This window comes from Azohydromonas lata (assembly GCF_034427735.1).
GTDB classification, from domain to species: domain Bacteria; phylum Pseudomonadota; class Gammaproteobacteria; order Burkholderiales; family Burkholderiaceae_C; genus Azohydromonas; species Azohydromonas lata.
On the sequence record NZ_JAXOJX010000026.1, the window covers coordinates 77,090 to 95,662 of the forward strand.

Here is an 18,573-nt window from a genome sequence, read left to right on the forward strand (position 1 = left end):
CCCCTCCTGCGCTCAACCCAGGCGCGGCACGCCATAGACCACGGCGTACAGCGGCACCCAGCTCCAGACCACGAAGTACCAGTAGAGCGAGTTCTCGCTCACGTCCACGAAGCGCTTGCCCTCCACGTTGCCGGTGTGCATGAGGGCGGCCAGCACCAGCGTGTCCCAGGCGTCGGTGACCAGGTGCAGCGTGTGCAGGCCCATCAGCATCCAGACGATGGAGCCGTAGGCGCTGCCGTCCCAGCGGCAGTTGATCGCCTGGAACTCCAGCACCCGCACGCCCAGCACCGCCAGCTCCGCAAGGCAGGTCAGCACCAGGCCGGCGCGCACGCCGCGCAGGTCCAGCGCCTCGGCCGCGCGCTTGGCGTAGTGCGCGGGCCACAGGCTCAGCAGCAACAGCAGCGTGTTGACCGTGCCCCACAGCAGCGCGGGCGGCTGGTCCTCCATGGGCCAGCGCGAGGCGAAGCTGCGCAGGTAGAAGTAGGCGCCCACGGCCAGCGCGAACACCGTGCCCTCGATGGCCATCAGGCCCAGCGTGCCCCACCACATCAGGCTGCGGTGGCTGAAGCCGAAGCTGGGCAGATGCGACACCTCCAGCGCCGCGCCGTCCACGCGCGCCTGCGCCAGCTCGTTCTGGCGGCCGAGCTTCATGGTTGGCGCTCCAGCGGCAGGTGGCTTGCCGTTTCGCGCCGCTTGGGCCAGAACCACAGCGTCAGCCCTATGGCCGCCGGAACCAGCCCGTACACCGCGCCCCAGGGCGTGAAGATGGACCAGATGAAACACACCGTCACCGCCACCGCGCTCCAGAACGGCCAGGGCGTGGGCGAGGGGAAGAAAGCGCGGTGGTCCGGCGTGGCGTCCAGCACCGTGGTGACGAGCTGCTCGCGGTGGCTCACCGCCAGGCCTGCCACGTGGCTGGGCTGCTGCGGCGGCATCCACAGCGGGTAGGTGCCGTGCACCACCGGCGGCGCGTCGAAGTTGGCGGCCGGCGGCGGGCAGGTGGAGCCCCACTCCAGCGTGCCGGCGCCCCAGGGGTTCACGCCCGCAAGCTCACCGTGCCTGTAGCTGCGCCACAGGTTCACCAGCAGGAGCAGCAGCCCCGCGGCCAGCATGAAGGCGCCCACCGTGGCCAGCAGGTTCAGGCCCTCCCAGCCGCGGTCGGCCGCGTAGGTGTAGACGCGCCGCGGCATGCCCTCCAGGCCCAGCAGGTGCATGGGGAAGAAGGTCACGTTGAAGCCGATGAACAGCAGCGCAAAGCTCCAGCGCGCCTGCGTCTCGTTGAACATCCGCCCCGTGATCAGCGGCCACCAGTACAGGACCGCGCCCAGCAGCGGGAACACCGCGCCGCCCAGCAGCACGTAGTGCAGGTGGGCGACGACGAAGTAGCTGTCGTGCACCTGCAGGTCCAGCGGCACCGAGGCCAGCATCAGCCCCGTGAGGCCGCCCAGCACCAGGATGAAGAAGAAGGCCAGGACGAACAGCAGCGGCGACTTCAGGTGGATGCGCCCGCCCGCCAGCGTCGCGATCCAGCAGAAGATCTGGATGGCCGACGGCACCGCGATGAGGATGCTGGACGCCGTGAAGAAGCTCTTGCCCATCTCCGGCAGGTTGGTCGCGAACATGTGGTGCACCCACAGGCCGAAGGCCAGGAAGGCCGTGGCGATGAGCGCCAGCACCATGGCCGGATAACCAAACACGGGCCGCCGCGCGAAGGTGGCGACGATGGTGCTGATGAAGCCCAGCCCGGGGATGAAGATGAGGTAGACCTCCGGGTGGCCGAAGAACCAGAACAGGTGCTGCCACAGCAGCGGGTCGCCCCCCTCGCCGGGGTTGAAGAAGTGGGTGCCGACGAGGCGGTCGGTGATCAACGCCGTGCTGGCCAGCATCACCGCCGGCATGGCGAACAGCACCATGAAGGCCGTCACCAGCATGCCCCACACGAACAGCGGCATGCGGCTGAGCGTCATGCCCGGCGCGCGCAGCTTGAACACCGTGGTGATGAGGATCACCGCCTCCAGCAGCCCCGAGAGCTCGGTGAAGGTGATCATCTGCGCCCAGAAGTCCACCCGCTTGCCCGGCGAGTAGTCCGGCCCCGACAGCGGCACGTAGGCGAACCAGCCCGCGTCCGCACCGGTGTCGGTGAGGAAGGCGGCCAGCAGCATCAGCCCGCCGAAGAGGTAGACCCAGTAGGCGAAGGCGTTCATGCGCGGAAAGGCGATGGAGCGCGCCCCCACCATCAGCGGCGTGATGTAGACCGACACCGCCTGCATCACCGGCACGGCGAACAGGAACATCATGGTCGTCCCGTGCATGGTGAAGAGCTGGTTGTAGAGGTCCGGGCCCACCAGCGTGTTCTCGGGCCGCGCCAGTTGCAGCCGCATCCACAGCGCCAGCAGCCCGCCCGCGGCGAAGAAGCCGAAGGCCGTGACCAGGAAGCGCCGGCCGATCGCCTTGTGGTTGACGGCGCACATCCAGCCCCAAAGACCCGGCGGGTCGGACCAGGTGGCGTGCAGCAGCGCGGCCTGCCGCGCCGTGGGTGGCACGCTGCCCAGCTCGGCCGGCTCGTGGGCCTCAGAGGCCTGGGCACCCGCCGCGGCAGATGGGGGCAGCACCGCGCTCATTTCAATCCCTCCAGGTAGGCCACCAGCGCCTGCAAATCCTCGCGGGCGAACGGGTGCGCGGGCATGTTGGTGCCGGGCTTGTGAGCCTGCGGATCGGTGATCCAGCTCGCCAGGTGTTCCGGGGTGTTGGGCAGGCGGCCGGCGGCCAAGGTCACGCGGCTGCCCAGGTGCGTGAGCGAGGGCGCCTGGCGCGCGGAGGCCTCGGTGCCCTCAATGGCGTGGCACATGGCGCAGGTGCTGCCCATGAAGACGTCGCGCCCGCGCAGGCGCTGCGCCCCGGTGGGCTCCTGCGCGGGCTGGCGCTGGCTTTCGGCCCAGGCGTCGAAGGCCACCGGGTCCTCGGCCGTCACCTGCAGCGCCATCCAGGCGTGCTGCAGGCCGCAGAACTCGGCGCACTGGCCCCGGTACGTGCCGGGCCGGTCGGCCTGCAGCGTGACGGTGGCGGTGCGGCCGGGAATGAGGTCCTTCTTGCCGCCCAAGTTGGGCAGCCACAGGCTGTGGATCACGTCCGTGCCCTGCAGCGTGAGGATGACGGGCCGGCCCACGGGGATGTGCAGCTCATTGGCGGTGGTGAACACGCGCGAGGGCTGTGCGTCGTCGTAGCGCGCCTCCCACCACCACTGGTGGCCTGTGAGCTCGATGTGCACCGCGCCCTGCAGCGGCAGCCGCGCCAGCGCCCGGTCGGTGAAGACGCTGGCGGTGATGAGCACCAGCAGGCCCACGATGGACAGGCCCAGCGCGAGGCCCACCGCGCGGCGCCGCCCCGGCTCCGGCGGCATGGCGTCGGGCGCGAGCGTGCGCGCATCGGCCTGCGGCGCGCGCCACAGCGCCCACAGCGTGGCCAGGACGACGGCCACCAGCACGGCGCTGCACAGCCAGAAGAAGAGCGTGCCCAGCTCCAGCACGCGCGCGGCCTGCGGGCCGGCAGGGGTCAAGGCGTCTTGCGGCAGGGACATGAGCGTTCACCGCGCCTTGGGCGGCGCCTCCGGTGTGAGCTTCTCGTCATCGCGCCGCTGCTCCGGCAGCGGCCCGCTCAAACCGTCGCTGCGCCCGGGCGCGACGTCGGTGCGCAACTGTCCGCTCATGGAGCGCACGTAGGCGGCGAGCTGCCAGAGCTGTTCGTCGGTCATGCGCCCTTCGAAGGCCGGCATGCCGTTGGGCCGGCCCTGGCGCAGCGTGGCCACGATCTGCGCCGCGCTGCCGCCGTAACGCCAGTGCCCGTCCAGCAGCGGCGGGCCGCTGTCGCCCCCGCCCTGCGCGTGGCAGCCGTTGCAGTTGAACCAGCGGTACCAGCGCTTGCCTTGCGCCACGGCGTAGGCGTTGCCCTCGAAGCCGTCCGGCGCGGCCTGGGCCGCATGGGCATCGGAGGCCGCAGCCGCCGCCTCGTCCGCCTGCACCATGGAGGCCGCCATGGCCGCCGCCGAGGCGGCCGGCGCCGTGGCCGCGGCCAGGTGCGCGGCGGTGGCGGCATCCGTGGGCGCGGGCGCCGTTGGGCCCACGTACAGCCCCACCGTGCGCGGCTCCGGCATGCGCTGCGGCGGCGAAGGCGGCGGCGGGTCGAAGCGGCGGCGCTCGCGCTCGCAGCCGCTGCCCAGCAGCGTGAGCGCGGCCAGCGCCAGGACTTGAAACGTCCGGGACAGCTCTTTCATCGCGACTCTCCTTCCCCCGCAGCCGGCGCCAGCAGCGGCACCCCGTACTGCGCCAGCAGCGCGTCAATGCGCGGCTGCAGCCGGCCCAGGGCGGCATCCAGCGCCGCGCGCAGGGCCGTGTCGCCCGGCCGCACCGCCAGTGCCATGTCGAAGGCGAAGGGCGCCCCGGCCACCTCGCCGCGCACGGGCGTGAGCACCAGCGGCACGCCTGCGCGGCGCGCGAACCAGCCGGCCGGCGGACCCCACAGCACGACGGCGTCGAGGTCGCCATCGGCCAGCGCCCGCACCGCGCGCTGCGCGGAGGGCTCCACCCCCAGGGGCTCGAAGCCGCGCACGTTCTCCACCGCGCCGCGCTGCGCCAGCACCTGCCCCGGCGGCGTGGCCGCGCCGTCGCCGGGCAACTGCACGCCGATGCGCAAGTCCTTCAAGCGCACGTCGTCGAAATCGCGCAGCGGCTGCCCGCCCAAGGGGCGCGACACGAACACGTAGCCGCTGCGGTAGTAGGGCCGCGTCGTCGCCACCCGCTCCAGGCCCACGGGCACGCCCAGCAGCACGTCGCAGTGCCCTTCCCCAAGCGTCTTGCGCGTGAACCCGCGCTGCAGCGGCAGCCAGGCGACTTGCAGCGGGCGGTGCAGTTCCCGCGCCAGCCAGACGGCCAGGCGGTTCTCGTAGCCGCTGCCGTCGCGGTGCGAGTACGGCAGGTTGTCGGGGTCGGCGCACACGCGCAGCGCGGGGGCGGCGGCACCCGCGGCGCTGGCCACGCCAGCCAGGCCCAGCACCAACGCGGCGGCCGGCAGCCGCTTCAGCAGCTTGGGCGCCTCAGCGCGGCAGCGCGAAGACATGGATGGCTCCACCCTTGCGCGTGGCCTGCGGCAGGTCGCGCATGGCGTTCACGAAACCCTTGGCGGCCGTGCTGTCGCGCGGGTCCAGCCCGCCGGAGACGATGGCCCCGGCCCAACCGCCCACGCCGGAGAGCACGGCCACGTACTGGCGCCCGTCCGGCCCTCTGAAGCTCACGGGCTGGCCGATGATTCCCGAGGCCGTCTTGTGCTTCCACAGCTCGCGGCCGTTGCGCGCATCCACCGCCTTGAACCAGCCGTCCATGGTCCCGTAGAAGACCACGTCGCCCGCGGTGGCCAGCGCGCCGCTCCACACGGGGAAGTTCTCCCTGATCACCCACGCCTTCTTGCGCGCCACCGGGTCCCAGGCCGAGAACTCGCCGCGGTGGCCGCCGGGGCCGGGTTTCATGTGCAGGTCCGCGCCCACGTAGGGCGTGCCGGCGATGTAGCTCGTGGTGTAGGTCGTGGCGTCCTGGCAGAGGTTCTGGTGCGGGATGTAGAGCAGCCGCGTGCGCGGCGACCAGGCCGAGGGCTGCCAGTCCTTGGCGCCGGGCGAGGACGGGCAGATGTCGCGCACCGGCTTGCCCGCGCGCGGCGCCTTGGAGGGCTCGTAGCGCAGCCGGCCGCTTGATAAATCCACGCCCAGCGTGGTCGTCACCGCCGCGAAGGGGTCGGCCGACAGCACCTGGCCCGTGGCGCGGTCCAGCACGTAGAGGTAGCCGTTGCGGTCAGGGTGCAGCAGCACGGGGCGGGTGCGGCCGTCCGCCGTCCCGTCCTTCGAGCCAATGGGCAAGTCCACCAGCACGTTCTCGTTGACCCCGTCGTAGTCATGTAAATCGTGCGGGCTCCACTGGTAGAACCAGACGGCCTCGCCCGTGTCCGGCCGCCGCGCGAACACGCCGCTGGTCCAGTGGTTGCTGCCCGGGCGCTGCTCGGGGTTCCACGGCCCGGGGTTGGCGGTGCCGTAGTAGAGGAGGTCCAGCACCGGGTCGTAGGACACCCAGCCCCACACGTTGCCCCCGCCCTGCTTCCAGGCCTGGCCGGGCCAGGTGCTCTCGCCCAGGTTCACGCCGCGGTCCTGCTCATAGAACGGCTTGAAGCTGGGGCCTATGAGCACGTCCTTGTCGGGCCCGGTGCTCCACGCGCGCCAGGCCTCCTTGCCCGTGGCCGCATCCAGCGCCACCAGCCAGCCCCGCACGCCGTATTCGCCGCCGGAGTTGCCGATGAACACCTTGCCGCGAGCCACCAGCGGGGCCATGGTGATGGTCTCGCCGCGGCGTATGTCGGTCAGCTTGGTGCGCCACAGCTCGCGGCCGCTGGCGGCGTCCACGGCGATGGCCTGGCCGTCCAGCGTGTTGAGGAAGACGCGCCCGTCGGCCCAGGCCGCGCCGCGGTTGACCACGTCGCAGCAGGCCACGCCCTGCGCGGCGGCGTCCGGGTGGGGCTTGAAGCGCCACTTGAGCGGGAAGCCAGGCCGGGTGAGGTCCAGCGCCAGCAGCTCATTCGGGTAGGGCGTGGCGATGAACAGGGTGCCGCCCGCGACGATGGGAGCGGCCTCGTGGCCGCGCTGCGCGCCGGTGGCGCGCTCCATCACGGGTTGCAGCCTGGCCACGTTGTCCGGCGTGATGTCGGCCAGCGGGCTGTAGCGGGTGTTGGCCAGGTCGTGCGCGGCCAGCGGCCAGTCGCCATCGGCGTCGTCCCTGGCCGGCGCGGTGGCCGCGGAAGACGGTAAAGAAGGGGCAGTCGCCGCCGCCTGCGGTGCGGGCTGCGCCCACGCCGACGACAGTAGCAGCGCCAAGCCCAGCAGCGCGCCTGCTCTGACCATGTGCCTCCTCGTAAGGGCCCAACTGAAGAGGGCCTTGTTTGGCCAAGGTCGGGCAACCGCTATGCCTCTTTCGCCCCAGGGCGTGTACCGGGGTGCACAGGCTTTGAAGCGGGTTCAAGGAGGTTGGCGCCGGCTGCCAGGCCCGCCTGGGGGCGCTTCAGGGCGGCGGCATGCGCCTCAAGGTGGCAGGAGGGCAGCCCTTGGGCTGCTTCGCATTTCAGCGTTCAGCGTTGGGCGCGGCGTTCGCGCCAGCGCGCCAGGAGCTGGCGCACCAGCGGCGCGGTGCACATGCAGCCGGTGGAGGCTCCGAAGGCCATGGGCCACATGGAGCCCGTGAGGTCCATGCCCCAGGCGCCGGCCACGATGGCGACCTGGCCTATGAAGTAAATCTGCAGCGGCGTGATGTTCATGGCGGCGCGTGGTGAGGCGAAAACTGGAAAAACCCACGCGGGGCGCGGACTTGCCAGCTTCATCGGCCGTGGCGGCGGGGCACTTGAGGCGGGTCAAGCGCGGCGGCATGCACTTCGTCACGCCGGGGCCCGTCCCGTGGCACGGCGGGTTTGGGCGCGTGGCTTGCTGGATAGGCCTCAAGGCGCCGCGATGCGCGCGCCGCCACCGCAACCACAGCAAGGAGTTCTCACCATGGCTGACACCCCGTACGTCACCGGCTTGTTCCGCGACCGCGACAGCGCCGAGCGCGCCTACCAATCGCTGCACGAGCGTGGCTACACCAAGGACGACGTGAACCTGGTGATGTCCGACGAAACGCGCAAGCGCCACTTCGGCAGCGACACCACCGTGGGCACCCAGACCGAGCTGGGCAACAAGGCCGCGGAAGGCGCGGGCATCGGCGGCGCCATCGGCGGCACGGTGGGCGCGATTGCCGCGGCCGTGGCGGCCGTGGGCACCTCGGTGGCCATTCCGGGCCTGGGCATGGTCATCGCGGGCCCGATCGCCGCGGCGCTGGCCGGTGCCGGCGCGGGCGCGGCCAGCGGCGGCCTGATCGGCGCGCTCATCGGCTGGGGCATCCCGGAAGAGCGCGTGAAGCACTACGAGGAAGGCATCAAGCAAGGCGGCATCCTCATGGGCGTCAAGCCCCGCAGCGCCGATGACGCCGCGCACTTCGAAAGCAGCTGGCGCGCGGCCAACGGCGAGCAGGTGTACTACCGCTGAGGCTGAGTGATGGCGGCCCGCATGAAGCGGCCGCCATCGGTTCCCAAGGAAAACGGCGGCTCCATGAGCCGCCGTTTTCTTTTGCCGTGTTCTTTTGCCGTGTCCGGTTGTCGCTACCCCCTCAGCGCCACCGTCACCGCATGAATCAGCAGCCCAATGAGCCCGCCCACCAGCGTGCCGTTGATGCGGACGAACTGCAGGTCGCGGCCGATGTTGCGCTCCAGCTCCGTCGTCAGCTCTTCGGTCGGCCAGGCGTCCACGCGGGCCACGATGTAGCCGCGTATGTCCTCGCGGTAGCGCTCTATCCACGCGGGCGCGGCCTGCATGAGCTGCGCGTTGATCCACTCGCGCATGGCCGCATCCTCCAGCAGCCGCTTGCCCAGGCCCTGCGCGCCCTGCGCCACGCGCTGGCGCAGGCTGGATTCGGAGCGCTGCAGGTCCGCCTGCAACCACTGCAGCAACTGGTCCCACAGGCCGTGCAGGTACTGCGCCAGCGCCGGGTGGCGCAGCCACTCGCTTTGCAGCTCGCGCCCGCGCTCGCGCAGCGCGGGGTCGTCGCGCAGCCGCTCGATGCTGCGGACCATGAAGTCGTCGAAGCGCAGCCGCAGCGGGTGGTCGGGGTCGCTGCCCATGTCGGCCATCAGGTTCCCCAGCGCCGAGATCAGCTTGCGCGTGGCCAGCCGCCCGGCCACGGCGTCCAGCCCAACCAGCTTGAGCACGCGCAGCTCCGAGGCCACCACCTCGGCCATGCGCTCCTGCACGCCCTCGTCCTCCAGCAGCCCGGCAAGCTGCTGCAGCAGCTCGTCCAGCAGCGCCTGGTGGCGGCGGTCGGCCGTGAGCAGCGCCAGCAGCTCGCCGGCCAGGGAGGAGACGTCCACCTTCTCCAGCCGCGCCACCACCGAGCTGCGCAGGAAGTGGCGCACGCGCTCGTCGTCCAGCGTGGAGAGCAGGTAGCGCGCCGCGGCCGAAAGGTGCTGCGCCATCTGCTCGGCGTGGCGCGGCTCGGCCAGCCAGTGCGCCAGCCGCGTGCCCGCGTCGAACTCCTGCAGCTTGGCCAGCACCTGCGGCGTGCCCAGGAAGTTGTTGCAGATGAAGTTGGCCAGGTTGCGGCCTATGCGCGCCTTGTTGGTGGGGATGATGGCCGTGTGCGGAATGCGCAGGCCCAGCGGATGGCGGAACAGCGCCACCACCGCGAACCAGTCCGCCACCGCGCCCACCATGGCCGCCTCGGCGAAGGCCGCCAGGTAATGCCAGCCCGGGTGGCTGCGCCCAAGCATGGTAGCCAGCGCGTAGAGCACGGCCGCAGCGCCGAGCAGCCCCAGGGCGATGCGCTTCATGCGCACCAGCGCGGCCAGGCGCTCGGCCGCGGCGGGGTCGGAGGGGATCGTGGTTTTGTTCACGCGCTCCATCATGCTCGGTACGGGGAAAGCCCGGGGAAGCACCAAACTGCCCGCACCGCACCGCGCTTTTCCGCCCATGCCCCGCGGGCGGCCAGCCTCATGCTTGCGCATCGCCGGACCGCTCCGGCGCCGCGCCACCCGCCGCCTCCGCAGTACCCGTTGTATTCCGCCATGAAGAAGCTCCAGCTCGACGTGACCAGGTCCCTCTACGACACCGACGGCTACCGTCACACGCTGGTGACGGCCACGCCGCTGCAGATCGTGACCATGCTCGAAGGCTTTTATTGGCTGTGGGACCGCGCCACCGGCCGCTGCCTGCTCGAAGGCATGGGGCATGCCCGCCTGTGCAACCACGTGCCCCCGGGCGAGGACGCGCAGGCGCGGCGCAACCCCGTGGCCGAGACGCGCGCCTTCCTGGAGGCGCAATCCGTGATCCGCAGCGCCGCCCTGGGCCCCCGCGACATCGACGACACCCCCGCCGGCCCGCAAGACCTGGCGCACTGACTTTCCCCACCTGGCCCGCGGCGGGTTGACCCCCGCCCTGCCCCGGGCCCGTTCCCTGCTCCAGGCACGCGCATGTCGCGTGCCGCCACCGAGCTGCTGCGCCACCCGGGCCGCTTCCTGGCCGGGTGCCTGCGCGCCTTCCGCAAGAACCAGGGCCTGCTGCTGGCGGGCGCGCTCGCCTACTACGCGCTGCTGTCGCTGGTGCCGCTGCTCATCCTGAGCGTGATCGCGCTGTCGCACCTGGTGGACGCGCGGGAGCTGCTTGCCACCATCTCGCGCTACCTGGCCTGGCTGCTGCCGGGGCAGTCGCAGCCGCTGGTGGCGGAGCTGGACACCTTCCTGGCCAACCGCGACACGGTGAGCGTCTTCCTGATGGCGGCCATGCTGTTCTTCAGCTCGCTGGCCTTCACGGTGCTGGAGAACGCCATGTCGGTGATCTTCTTCCACCGGGTGGCGATACGGCGGCGGCACTTCCTGGTGTCGGCCCTGCTGCCTTACGGCTGCATCCTGGCGCTGGGCTTCGGCTTGCTGCTGATCACGCTGGTGGCCGGCGCCCTGCAGACGCTGGGCTCGGACACGGTGCAGCTTTTCGACCACGACTTTTCATTGGACCGGCTCTCGGCCGTGCTGCTGTACCTGCTGGGCTTTGGCGGTGAGGTGCTGGTGCTCAGCGCCATCTACATGGTCATGCCGGTGGGCCGGCTGAAGTGGCGCCACGCGCTCATAGGCGCCGTGACGGCGGCCGTGTGCTGGGAGGTGAGCCGCCACGTGCTGGTGTGGTACTTCGCCACGCTGTCCAAGGTGAACGTGGTCTACGGGTCGCTGGCCACGGCCATCGTGGTGCTGCTGAGCCTGGAAATCGCCGCCACCGTGCTGCTGTTCGGGGCGCAGGTGATTTCGAGCTACGAGCAACTCCTGCGCGGCGGCTCGGCGGATGCGGGCGGGTGGAAGACGCCGCGGTGAAGGCCGCTGCGCGGCCTGTACGCCTCGCTTGTGCGCCTCAGGCGGCCGGCGCCTCGTCCCCCGGCAGCGCCGGGCATTCCCAGCCCAGCAGCTCCGACAGCCGCTTGATGACCCACACCGCCTCGGCGGCGCTGAAGCCGGCTTCGGGGTCGGCCAGGCCGGCGTGGTAGCGCAGCAGCAAGTCCACCTCGGAGCCGTGGGCGTGGATGCTGCGGCCGCGCGCGTGCTCCTCCAGCTGCTGCGCCAGGTCCTCGCACAGCTCGTAGCGCGCGCGTATGTCGGCCAGCGGGGCCGTGAGGCGCTGGCGGGCGTCGCGGTACAGGTTCAGGAAGGAGTCGGGAAGGTAGATCTGGTTTTCGTCGCTCATGGGAATGCCTTCTTGCGCTGCGCGGACCGCGGCCGTCGGCGGGAAGCCCGCTTGCAGGGGCGGCGCGGCCGGCGCACGGCGCCCTTGTACCCGATGCGTCGGGCCCGCCCGGCGCTGGTGACAATCGGCCCAGCCCTTCCCCGCCGCGGGCGCCCCCGGCGCCGCGGCCACCACACCAACACCGGGAGAGACCCCATGCCCAAGATCCAGCGCCTGCTCCTGCCCCTGCTGCTGACGGCCACTGCTGCCACGGTCCATGCCGAGCCCATCGGCGAGGTGGACACGGTTTTCAAGCTCATCGGCCCGGACCACAAGATCGTGGTCGAGGCCTACGACGACCCCAAGGTGGCGGGCGTGACCTGCTACGTCTCGCGCGCCAAGACCGGCGGCATCAAGGGCGCGCTGGGCGTGGCCGAGGACAAGTCCGACGCCTCCATCGCCTGCCGCCAGGTGGGGCCCATCAGCTTCCCCGGCGGCAAGCCGCTGCCCAAGCAGGAGGAGATGTTCAGCGAGCGCATCTCGCTGGTGTTCAAGCGGCTGCGCGTGGTGCGCATGGTGGACCCCAAGCGCAACGCGCTGGTCTATCTCACCTACTCGGAGCGAGTGATCGAAGGCTCGCCGCAGAACAGCGTCACGGTGGTGGCGGTGGATGGGGGCACGCCGATTCCGGTGAAGTGACCCCCGCCCGCCCTCAATTCACTTCCACCGCCAGCCGGTACGTCCCCGCGTCGCCCGTCGTGCCGCTGATCCAGCGCACGCGCAGGTACACGGCCATGGCGGCGGTGCCGTTGTTGCGCACCGTCACGGTGTCGGTTTGCGAGCCGGTGAGCGTGCTGGCGGCCAGCCGGGCGCCGGAGGCGTCCACGGCGATGAGGTCGTAGTTCGACTCCGCGTTGGGCGTCAGGCGCGCCGTTAGCGCCTGGCCCGCCGCCAGGCTCACGCCGAAGAGGTCCAGGTCGCTTGCGCTGCGCAGCGTGCCGCGCACCAGCGCGGGCAGCGTGGCAAGCCTCTGCGCCTGGGCGATGTTGTCGTTGGGCTCGGTGTCGGCGACGTCGGCCACGTCCGGCACCGAGGCCGTGCCGCCGCCGGCGGCGTCCACCGCCGCATTGGCGTCCAGCAGCCCCGCGCCGCAGCCGCTGCACGCCGCCGGGAAGGGGCGCGCGGCGTTCTTCAATCGCGTCGCCACCTCGTCCGGCGTGAGGCCGGGGTTGCGCGACAGCATGAGCGCCGCCACGCCGGAGACGTGCGGCGCCGCCATGGACGTGCCGCGCAGGCCGCCGTAGCTGTCCGCGCCCGGCGTGGTGGTGCCGGCGTTGAGCGTGGAGAGCACGGGATAGTCGCTGTCCCCGCCCGGCGCGGCCAGCGCCACGCCTGCGCCGTAGTTGGAGTAGGACGCCCGCCCCCCGCTGCGCTTGACCGCCGCCACCGCGACCACGCCGGGGCAGTTGGCGGGCTGCGAATTGGCCACGTCCATCGCGCCGTTGCCCGCGGCCACCACCACCACGGCGCCCAGCGCGCGCGCGCCGGCAATGGCGTTCTGGTAGGTCACGCTGCAGGCGCCCGCGCCGCCCAACGACAGGTTGACCACGCGCGCCGGCGTGGGGTTGTCCGGCTGCCCGGCGACGCTGCCGCCCGCGGCCCAAAACAGCCCGTCGGCGATGTCGGAGGTGTAGCCGCCGCAGCGCCCAAGCACGCGCACCGGCAGCACCTTGGCGCCGAAGGCCACGCCCGCCACGCCCACGCCGTTGTTGGCCACCGCCGCGACGATGCCGGCCACGTGCGTGCCGTGCCAGGTGCTCTTGGTGGCGGTCCAGCCGTAGTAGCAGGCACCGGCGGTGGTCCAGTCGCCGGGGTCGGTGGGGTCGGCGTCGCGGCCGTCGCCGTCGCGGGCGACGGTGTTGTCGGTGATGAAGTCGCGCCCGGGCAGCAGGTTGGCGAGCAGGTCCGGGTGCGGACGCACGCCCGTGTCCACCACCGCCACCACCACGCCCGCGCCGGTGGACTTCTCCCAGGCCGTGGGGGCGCGCAGCCCGGCCGTGGCGTCGTGCAGCGGCCATTGCGCGCTCCAGCGCGCGTCGTCGGGGGTGAACTGGGGCTGCATCAGCGCGTCCGGCTCGGCGTACTCCACGTCGGCGTCGCCGTTGCGCAGGTCGTCGGCCACCTGGCGCAGCTCCGCCCCGCTCATCGGCCGGTCCAGCTTGAAGACGTGCGCGCCGTTGGCCAGGCGCCGCAGGTGCGAGAGCTTCACGCCGTGGCGCTGCGTCATGGCCGAGGCGCGCAGTTGCGACGCGGCCGAGGGCGCGGCGGCGCGCTCGGCGCTGCGGTACTTGACGATGAGGCGGTCGGTGAGCGCCGCGGACGCGGCTGCGGACATGGGGGCGCCGGAAGCGGCCGGCGCGGCATCGCGCTCCAGCGCCGCGGCCGGCGCCGCGTGCAGGCCGGCAAGCGCGGCGGCCAGGGACAGAACGGGGAGCGAAAACTTCTTGGACATGGGCGCCAGGGGGAAGACGAAGGGACGCCGGCGGCAGCGCCGGCACGCTGTGAACCGTCCGCGCGGCTGCGGTGAGCACCTGCCCAACGATGGGGGCGGGCCGCCCGGAGGGCCGGGCGCGGGGGGCGGCATCGTAGGCAGCCAGTGAAGGCCCGCGCCGCCCTCCGGTCAATCGCCGGGCTGGGCACCCCGCAGGCGAATGAGGAAGGGCCAGGTGGGCCAATGGATTGCTGGAGAGGCATCGAGCAAATACCAGAAAATATTGATTGAAATAATCAATTCATTACTCCAGCAAGTGGCACGATGCATTTATACAGTAATTGCCAATTCAATTATAAAAAACCACGCTGCGTATATTCAATAATAAATACAACACATTTCGGCATCACGTCGGCAAAGGCGCCGCGCACCCCGCTTCGTCATTCTCGCGAAGGCGGGAATGACGAAGCAAGTGGCGTAGCGAAAAAGCTGTCGGCCAACGGCAAATACCTGATTGGAAACGACAGCCCAAAATGCCAAGAAATCACCACCGAAAAACAAAAAAGGCGTCCGCTCCCGCGGACGCCCTTCAAAAATAATTGAATCTTCTGTTTCAACCGATTCGAATTCAATTCCCGCTCACCGCCAGGCTGTACGTGCCGCCGCTGCCCGTGAGGCCGCTGGCGCGGCGCACCTGGAGGACGACGGTCAGCTCGGTGCTGCCGGTGTTGGTGTACGTCAACTGGTCCGCCGTCGCGCCGGTCAGGGTGCTGGCGCGCAGCTGCGTGCCGGTGCTGCTGAGCAGGTACAGGTCGTAGTTGGAGCTGGCGTTGGGCGTGAGCGTGGCGGTGACGCTGCCGCCGGCCGGAATCACCACGCGGTAGTGGTCCTTGTCGCTGGCCTTGGCGATGCTGCCGTTCACGCGCACGGGCAGCGTGCCCAGGGACTGCGCGCTGCCCGTCGTGTCGTTGGGCTCCACCTCGGTGAGCGTGGTGACGGTCACGGCGACGGGCGTGCCCGCGGCGTCCACCGCGGCGTTGGCGTCCAGCAGGCCCGTGCCGCAGCCGCTGCAGGTGGCCGGGAAGAGGCGCACGGAGGCCTTCAGCCGCGTCTCCACGTCGTCCGGCGTGAGCTGCGGGTTGCGCGAGAGCATGAGCGCCGCCACGCCGGCCACGTGGGGCGTGGCCATGGAGGTGCCCATGTACGAGGCGTAGCTGTCCGCGCCCGGCACCGTGGTGCCGCTGTTGAGCGTGGACAGGATGCCCGCGCCGCTGTCGCCGCCTGGCGCGGCCAGGTCCACCACGCTGCCGTAGTTGGAGTAGGACGCCTTGCCGCCCGCGCGGCTCACGGCCGCGACCGTGACCACGCCCGCGCAGTTGGCCGGCGCGGTGTTGATGGCGTCGGTGTTGGCATTGCCCGCGGCCACCACCACCACCGTGCCGCGTGCGCGCACCGTGTTGATGGCGTTCTGGTAGGTGGTCGGACAGGCCCCCGTGCCGCCCAGCGACAGGTTGAGCACCCGCACCGGGTTGGGATTCACGGGCGCGCCGTACACGGCGCCGCCCGCGGCCCACACCATGGCGTCGGCGATGTCGGAGGTGTAGCCGCCGCAGCGGCCCAGCGCGCGCACCGGCAGCACCTTGGCGTTGAAGGCCACGCCTGCCACGCCCACGCCGTTGTTGGTCTGCGCGGCGATGGTCCCGGCCACGTGCGTGCCGTGCCAGCTGCTGTTGCTGGCGGCCGAGCCGCTGTAGCACAGGCCGGCGGTGGTCCAGTCGCCGGGGTCGGCGGGGTCGGCGTCGCGGCCGTCGCCGTCGTTGGACACCAGCGTGGCGTCGGCGATGAAGTCATAGCCCGGCAGCAGGTTGGCGGCCAGGTCGGCATGCGGGCGCACGCCGGTGTCGATCACGCCCACCACCACGCCGTCGCCGGTGGACTTGTCCCAGGCCGTCGGCAGGTTCAGCCCGGCGGTGGCTTCGAAGAAGTCCCACTGCGCGCCGTAGCTCGCGTCGTTGGGCGTGAACTGGGGCTGCATGCGCAGGTCCGGCTCGGCGTACTCGACGTCGGCGTCGCCGTTGCGCAGCTCCTGGGCGATCTGGCGCAGCTCGGCCACGGAGACGGCGCGGTCCAGCTTGAAGACATGGGCACCGCCGGCCGTGCGGCGCAGGTAGCCCAGCTTGCGGCCGTGGGTCTGCAGCACGGCATTGGCGCGGTTTTGCGCGGCGGCCGGGGGGGCGGCCGCGTCGACGGCGCTGCTGTACTTGACGATGAGGCGGTCGGTCACGTCAGCCGCGGCGGCGGCGGCAGCGGCAGCCGCGGGGGTGACGCCGGGACGCTGGTGGGCCGCGGCGGGCGCGGCCTGCAGGGTCAGGGCGGCTGCGGCGGCCAGCGCCAGCAGCGGGAACGACGACTTCTTGGACAGCATGGGCAAACATCCCCCGGGTAATTCTTGGCGGGGCACGGCCTCCGGCCTCCCTCGGCGGGGCCGCACCCAGCCCGCTCATCGGCTCGAAACGGGCGCTGTTGAGCCCCGCGGCTTGCGCGACATCAAGAAAAACACCGGAGCGCCGCAAGCGCCGTGTCCCTGCCCCTTCGCCTGCCCTGGCCCCTACACCCGGCCCCTGCGCTCAGCGCGGCACGATGCGCGCGCCGCTGAGCTGCTCCTGCGCCTCCACCAGCGAGGGCACGAACTTGTCGCCATGCCCCAGCGCGCTGGCCAGCGTGAGCGACTGGTGCACCGCCTCGCCCATCACGCTGGGCACGGCCAGCTCCTCGGCCAGGTGGGTGTAGTAGCGCAAGTCCTTGCGCGCGTTGTCCAGGCCGAACCGGATGCCCGCCAGGTCGCCCGTGAGCGACTTGGCCATGGCCTGGAAGAGGCCGGAATTCACCGGGCCGGCCGACAGCAGCTCCACGAGCTTCTTCAGGTCCACCCCCGAGCGCTGGCCGACCGCGAACGCCTCGGCCGTGGCGGTGCAGATGGCCTGACCTATGAAGTTGTTGAGCAGCTTCACCGTGTGCCCGGCGCCGGGCACGCCGACGTGGAACACGTTCTCGGCGAAGCAGCGCAGCACGGGCTCCAGGCGGGCGAACGCGGCCGGCTCGGCGCCGACCATGACGTTGAGCCGCCCGGCCTCGGCCTCCGCCGGCGTGCGCGCCAGCGGCGCGTCTATGAACGCCACGCCGTCCGCGGCGCAGCGCTCGCGCAGTCGGGCCGTGGAGCCGGGCTCGCTGGTGGAGCAGTCCACGATCAGGAGGCCGGGCGCGGCGCCGGCCAGCAGGCCGCCCTCGCCCAGCACCACCGCTTCGACCTGCGGCGATCCGGTGACGCAGACGAAGACGATCTCGCTGCCCTGGGCGACGGCCGCGGCGTTGTCCACCGCGACGGCGCCGGCCTCCAGCAAGTCGGCCACGCGCTCGCGGTTGCGGTGCACGGCCAGGCGCAGCCCGTGGCCGTGCGCGAGCAGGTTTTTGGCCATGCCGTGGCCCATGAGGCCGGAAGCGCCGATGAATCCAATGCGTGCCATGTGTCTTGTCTCCTGCTGCGGGGGGTGATGCTCGTCCGGCGCCAGCCGCCGGCGCGGCGCATGGTAGGCAGCGGGCATGCCCCCGTGGCGCGGACGGCCGCGGCCCGCGGCTATGCTCGCGCCGCCTTCGTCCCACCCGCTGAGAAGTACCGCCGCATGCCCGCCGATCCCGACGTTCCAAGCGCTCCCGCGGACACGCTGCGCGCCCTGGGTGCCCAACTGCTGGTGCGCGGCTGGCTCTCGGCCAACAACGTGGTGTTTGCCGGCGGCGGCGAGACCGGCGCGGCGGTGGTGGACAGCGGCTACGTCACCCACGGCACGCAGACGCTGGCGCTGCTGGAGCACGCGCTGGCCGGGCAGCCGCTCGCGCGCCTCTACAACACCCACCTGCACTCGGACCACTGCGGCGGCAACGCCGCGCTGCTGCGCCGCTGGCCGCAGGCCCGGCTGGCCGTGCCCGCGGGCTACGCGCCGCATGTCCAGCCCTGGGACGCGCAGGGCCTGGGCTTCCACGCCATGGACCAGCAGTTCGAGCCGTTCGAGGTCCACGGCTTCCTGCGGCCCGGCGACACCGTGCGGCTGGGCCGGCGCGACTGGGAGATTCATGCCACCCCCGGCCACGACCCGCACGCCGTGGTGCTGTTCGAGCCTTCGAGCCGCACGCTCATCAGCGGCGACGCGCTGTGGGAGCAGCGGCTGGCGATCATCTTCCCGGAGCTGGTGGGCGAGGCCGGTTTCGACGAGGCGCAGCGGGCGCTGGACCTGATCGAAGGTTTGCGGCCCCGGCTCGTCCTGCCCGGCCATGGCGACGCGTTCACCGGCGTGCCCGCGGCGCTGGCCGCCTCGCGGCGGCGGCTGGAGGCCTTCAGGGCCGCGCCGCTGAAACACCACCAGTACGCCACGCGGGCGCTGGTCACCTACCACCTGCTGGAGCACCGCGCCCAGCCGCGCGAGGCGCTGCAGCGCTGGATCGTGCAAACGCCCGTGCTGCGGCACGCCGTGGACGCGCATGCGGGCAGCCATGCCGGGGACGCCCTGGGCTTCGCCCGCGAGACGGTGGACCGGCTGGTGGCCGACGGCGTGGTGGTGGAGGACAGGGGCTGGGTGCGGATGGCGGGGTAGGCGGACCAGGCGCCTCCTCCTTCGTCATCCCCGCCTTCGCGCACTGCTGTCCGGGGAAAACGTAACGGTGACGGGCACGCTGCTCAATCAAGCACCACGGGTGCTACGGGTGCAAG

At 71.7% G+C, this 18,573-nt stretch carries 17 protein-coding genes; 5 read left to right on the plus strand and 12 right to left on the minus strand.

Annotated features, from left to right (window positions below):
* Positions 1-12: 12 nt before the first annotated feature.
* The 7 genes from SM757_RS16520 to SM757_RS16550 all read right to left on the minus strand — a co-directional run bounded on the left by SM757_RS16520 (position 13) and on the right by SM757_RS16550 (position 7,344).
* Complete coding sequence (locus SM757_RS16520) at positions 13-651, minus strand: cytochrome c oxidase subunit 3 (protein WP_322466330.1); 639 nt, start codon at positions 649-651, stop codon at positions 13-15.
* Positions 648-2,621 carry a cytochrome c oxidase subunit I gene (gene ctaD / locus SM757_RS16525; protein ID WP_322466331.1) on the minus strand — a complete coding sequence of 658 codons (1,974 nt, stop codon included), beginning with the start codon at positions 2,619-2,621 and terminating at the stop codon, positions 648-650. Before ctaD ends, SM757_RS16520 begins: the two co-directional genes overlap by 4 nt.
* Positions 2,618-3,577 carry a cytochrome c oxidase subunit II gene (locus SM757_RS16530; RefSeq protein ID WP_322466332.1) on the minus strand — a complete coding sequence of 320 codons (960 nt, stop codon included), beginning with the start codon at positions 3,575-3,577 and terminating at the stop codon, positions 2,618-2,620. The genes ctaD and SM757_RS16530 overlap by 4 nt, the downstream gene beginning before the upstream one ends.
* A 6-nt stretch (positions 3,578-3,583) precedes the next feature.
* A complete protein-coding gene (locus SM757_RS16535; RefSeq protein ID WP_322466333.1) occupies positions 3,584-4,270 on the minus strand; it encodes a c-type cytochrome in 687 nt (228 codons plus the stop codon).
* Complete coding sequence (locus SM757_RS16540; RefSeq protein WP_322466334.1) at positions 4,267-5,112, minus strand: quinoprotein dehydrogenase-associated putative ABC transporter substrate-binding protein; 846 nt, start codon at positions 5,110-5,112, stop codon at positions 4,267-4,269. The genes SM757_RS16535 and SM757_RS16540 overlap by 4 nt, the downstream gene beginning before the upstream one ends.
* A complete protein-coding gene (locus tag SM757_RS16545) occupies positions 5,090-6,934 on the minus strand; it encodes a methanol/ethanol family PQQ-dependent dehydrogenase (RefSeq protein ID WP_322466335.1) in 1,845 nt (614 codons plus the stop codon). Before SM757_RS16545 ends, SM757_RS16540 begins: the two co-directional genes overlap by 23 nt.
* Positions 6,935-7,158: 224 nt before the next feature.
* Positions 7,159-7,344 carry a hypothetical protein gene (locus tag SM757_RS16550; RefSeq protein ID WP_322466336.1) on the minus strand — a complete coding sequence of 62 codons (186 nt, stop codon included), beginning with the start codon at positions 7,342-7,344 and terminating at the stop codon, positions 7,159-7,161.
* A 232-nt stretch (positions 7,345-7,576) separates the two neighbouring features.
* Between SM757_RS16550 and SM757_RS16555 the strand changes: the two genes are divergently transcribed.
* The gene (locus SM757_RS16555) at positions 7,577-8,107 is read left to right on the plus strand and encodes a hypothetical protein (RefSeq protein WP_322466337.1); all 531 of its coding nucleotides are present in this window, start codon (positions 7,577-7,579) and stop codon (positions 8,105-8,107) included.
* 113 nt (positions 8,108-8,220) lie between these two features.
* Here the strand turns inward: SM757_RS16555 and SM757_RS16560 are convergent, their stop codons facing one another.
* A complete protein-coding gene (locus tag SM757_RS16560; protein ID WP_322466338.1) occupies positions 8,221-9,507 on the minus strand; it encodes a DUF445 domain-containing protein in 1,287 nt (428 codons plus the stop codon).
* 171 nt (positions 9,508-9,678) lie between these two features.
* Here SM757_RS16560 and SM757_RS16565 point away from each other — a divergent pair, with 171 nt between their 5' ends.
* Positions 9,679-10,011, plus strand: coding sequence for a hypothetical protein (locus tag SM757_RS16565; protein WP_066342806.1), 333 nt, complete (start codon positions 9,679-9,681; stop codon positions 10,009-10,011).
* 72 nt (positions 10,012-10,083) lie between these two features.
* Positions 10,084-10,974, plus strand: a complete 891-nt coding sequence (locus SM757_RS16570) for a YihY/virulence factor BrkB family protein (protein ID WP_066342804.1) — start codon at positions 10,084-10,086, stop codon at positions 10,972-10,974.
* Positions 10,975-11,011: 37 nt separating this feature from the next.
* Here the strand turns inward: SM757_RS16570 and SM757_RS16575 are convergent, their stop codons facing one another.
* A complete protein-coding gene (locus tag SM757_RS16575; RefSeq protein ID WP_066342801.1) occupies positions 11,012-11,341 on the minus strand; it encodes a hypothetical protein in 330 nt (109 codons plus the stop codon).
* A gap of 195 nt (positions 11,342-11,536) precedes the next feature.
* Here SM757_RS16575 and SM757_RS16580 point away from each other — a divergent pair, with 195 nt between their 5' ends.
* Complete coding sequence (locus tag SM757_RS16580; protein WP_322466339.1) at positions 11,537-12,019, plus strand: CreA family protein; 483 nt, start codon at positions 11,537-11,539, stop codon at positions 12,017-12,019.
* Between the two features lie 13 nt (positions 12,020-12,032).
* On the opposite strand, the gene SM757_RS16585 is transcribed toward SM757_RS16580, so the two are convergent.
* The 3 genes from SM757_RS16585 to SM757_RS16595 form a co-directional block, all read right to left on the minus strand.
* Positions 12,033-13,832 carry a S8 family peptidase gene (locus tag SM757_RS16585; protein ID WP_322466340.1) on the minus strand — a complete coding sequence of 600 codons (1,800 nt, stop codon included), beginning with the start codon at positions 13,830-13,832 and terminating at the stop codon, positions 12,033-12,035.
* A gap of 607 nt (positions 13,833-14,439) precedes the next feature.
* Positions 14,440-16,236: a S8 family peptidase gene (locus SM757_RS16590; RefSeq protein ID WP_407655769.1), complete on the minus strand. Its 1,797-nt coding sequence runs from the start codon at positions 16,234-16,236 to the stop codon at positions 14,440-14,442.
* 202 nt (positions 16,237-16,438) lie between these two features.
* Positions 16,439-17,335 (minus strand): NAD(P)-dependent oxidoreductase, encoded by an 897-nt coding sequence (locus SM757_RS16595; RefSeq protein ID WP_322466341.1) that lies wholly within the window; start codon positions 17,333-17,335, stop codon positions 16,439-16,441.
* 156 nt (positions 17,336-17,491) lie between these two features.
* Here SM757_RS16595 and SM757_RS16600 point away from each other — a divergent pair, with 156 nt between their 5' ends.
* Complete coding sequence (locus SM757_RS16600; protein WP_322466342.1) at positions 17,492-18,457, plus strand: MBL fold metallo-hydrolase; 966 nt, start codon at positions 17,492-17,494, stop codon at positions 18,455-18,457.
* Positions 18,458-18,573 lie beyond the last annotated feature (116 nt).

Coding starts and splice junctions, on each gene's coding strand:
- SM757_RS16600 (WP_322466342.1), top strand. CDS start 17,492: ATGCCCGCCGATCCCGACGTTCCAAGCGCTCCCGCGGACACGCTGCGC.
- SM757_RS16590 (WP_407655769.1), bottom strand. CDS start 16,236: ATGCTGTCCAAGAAGTCGTCGTTCCCGCTGCTGGCGCTGGCCGCCGCA.
- SM757_RS16535 (WP_322466333.1), bottom strand. CDS start 4,270: ATGAAAGAGCTGTCCCGGACGTTTCAAGTCCTGGCGCTGGCCGCGCTC.
- SM757_RS16575 (WP_066342801.1), bottom strand. CDS start 11,341: ATGAGCGACGAAAACCAGATCTACCTTCCCGACTCCTTCCTGAACCTG.
- SM757_RS16555 (WP_322466337.1), top strand. CDS start 7,577: ATGGCTGACACCCCGTACGTCACCGGCTTGTTCCGCGACCGCGACAGC.
- SM757_RS16570 (WP_066342804.1), top strand. CDS start 10,084: ATGTCGCGTGCCGCCACCGAGCTGCTGCGCCACCCGGGCCGCTTCCTG.
- SM757_RS16565 (WP_066342806.1), top strand. CDS start 9,679: ATGAAGAAGCTCCAGCTCGACGTGACCAGGTCCCTCTACGACACCGAC.
- SM757_RS16530 (WP_322466332.1), bottom strand. CDS start 3,577: ATGTCCCTGCCGCAAGACGCCTTGACCCCTGCCGGCCCGCAGGCCGCG.
- ctaD (WP_322466331.1), bottom strand. CDS start 2,621: ATGAGCGCGGTGCTGCCCCCATCTGCCGCGGCGGGTGCCCAGGCCTCT.
- SM757_RS16520 (WP_322466330.1), bottom strand. CDS start 651: ATGAAGCTCGGCCGCCAGAACGAGCTGGCGCAGGCGCGCGTGGACGGC.
- SM757_RS16595 (WP_322466341.1), bottom strand. CDS start 17,335: ATGGCACGCATTGGATTCATCGGCGCTTCCGGCCTCATGGGCCACGGC.
- SM757_RS16585 (WP_322466340.1), bottom strand. CDS start 13,832: ATGTCCAAGAAGTTTTCGCTCCCCGTTCTGTCCCTGGCCGCCGCGCTT.
- SM757_RS16545 (WP_322466335.1), bottom strand. CDS start 6,934: ATGGTCAGAGCAGGCGCGCTGCTGGGCTTGGCGCTGCTACTGTCGTCG.
- SM757_RS16550 (WP_322466336.1), bottom strand. CDS start 7,344: ATGAACATCACGCCGCTGCAGATTTACTTCATAGGCCAGGTCGCCATC.
- SM757_RS16540 (WP_322466334.1), bottom strand. CDS start 5,112: ATGTCTTCGCGCTGCCGCGCTGAGGCGCCCAAGCTGCTGAAGCGGCTG.
- SM757_RS16580 (WP_322466339.1), top strand. CDS start 11,537: ATGCCCAAGATCCAGCGCCTGCTCCTGCCCCTGCTGCTGACGGCCACT.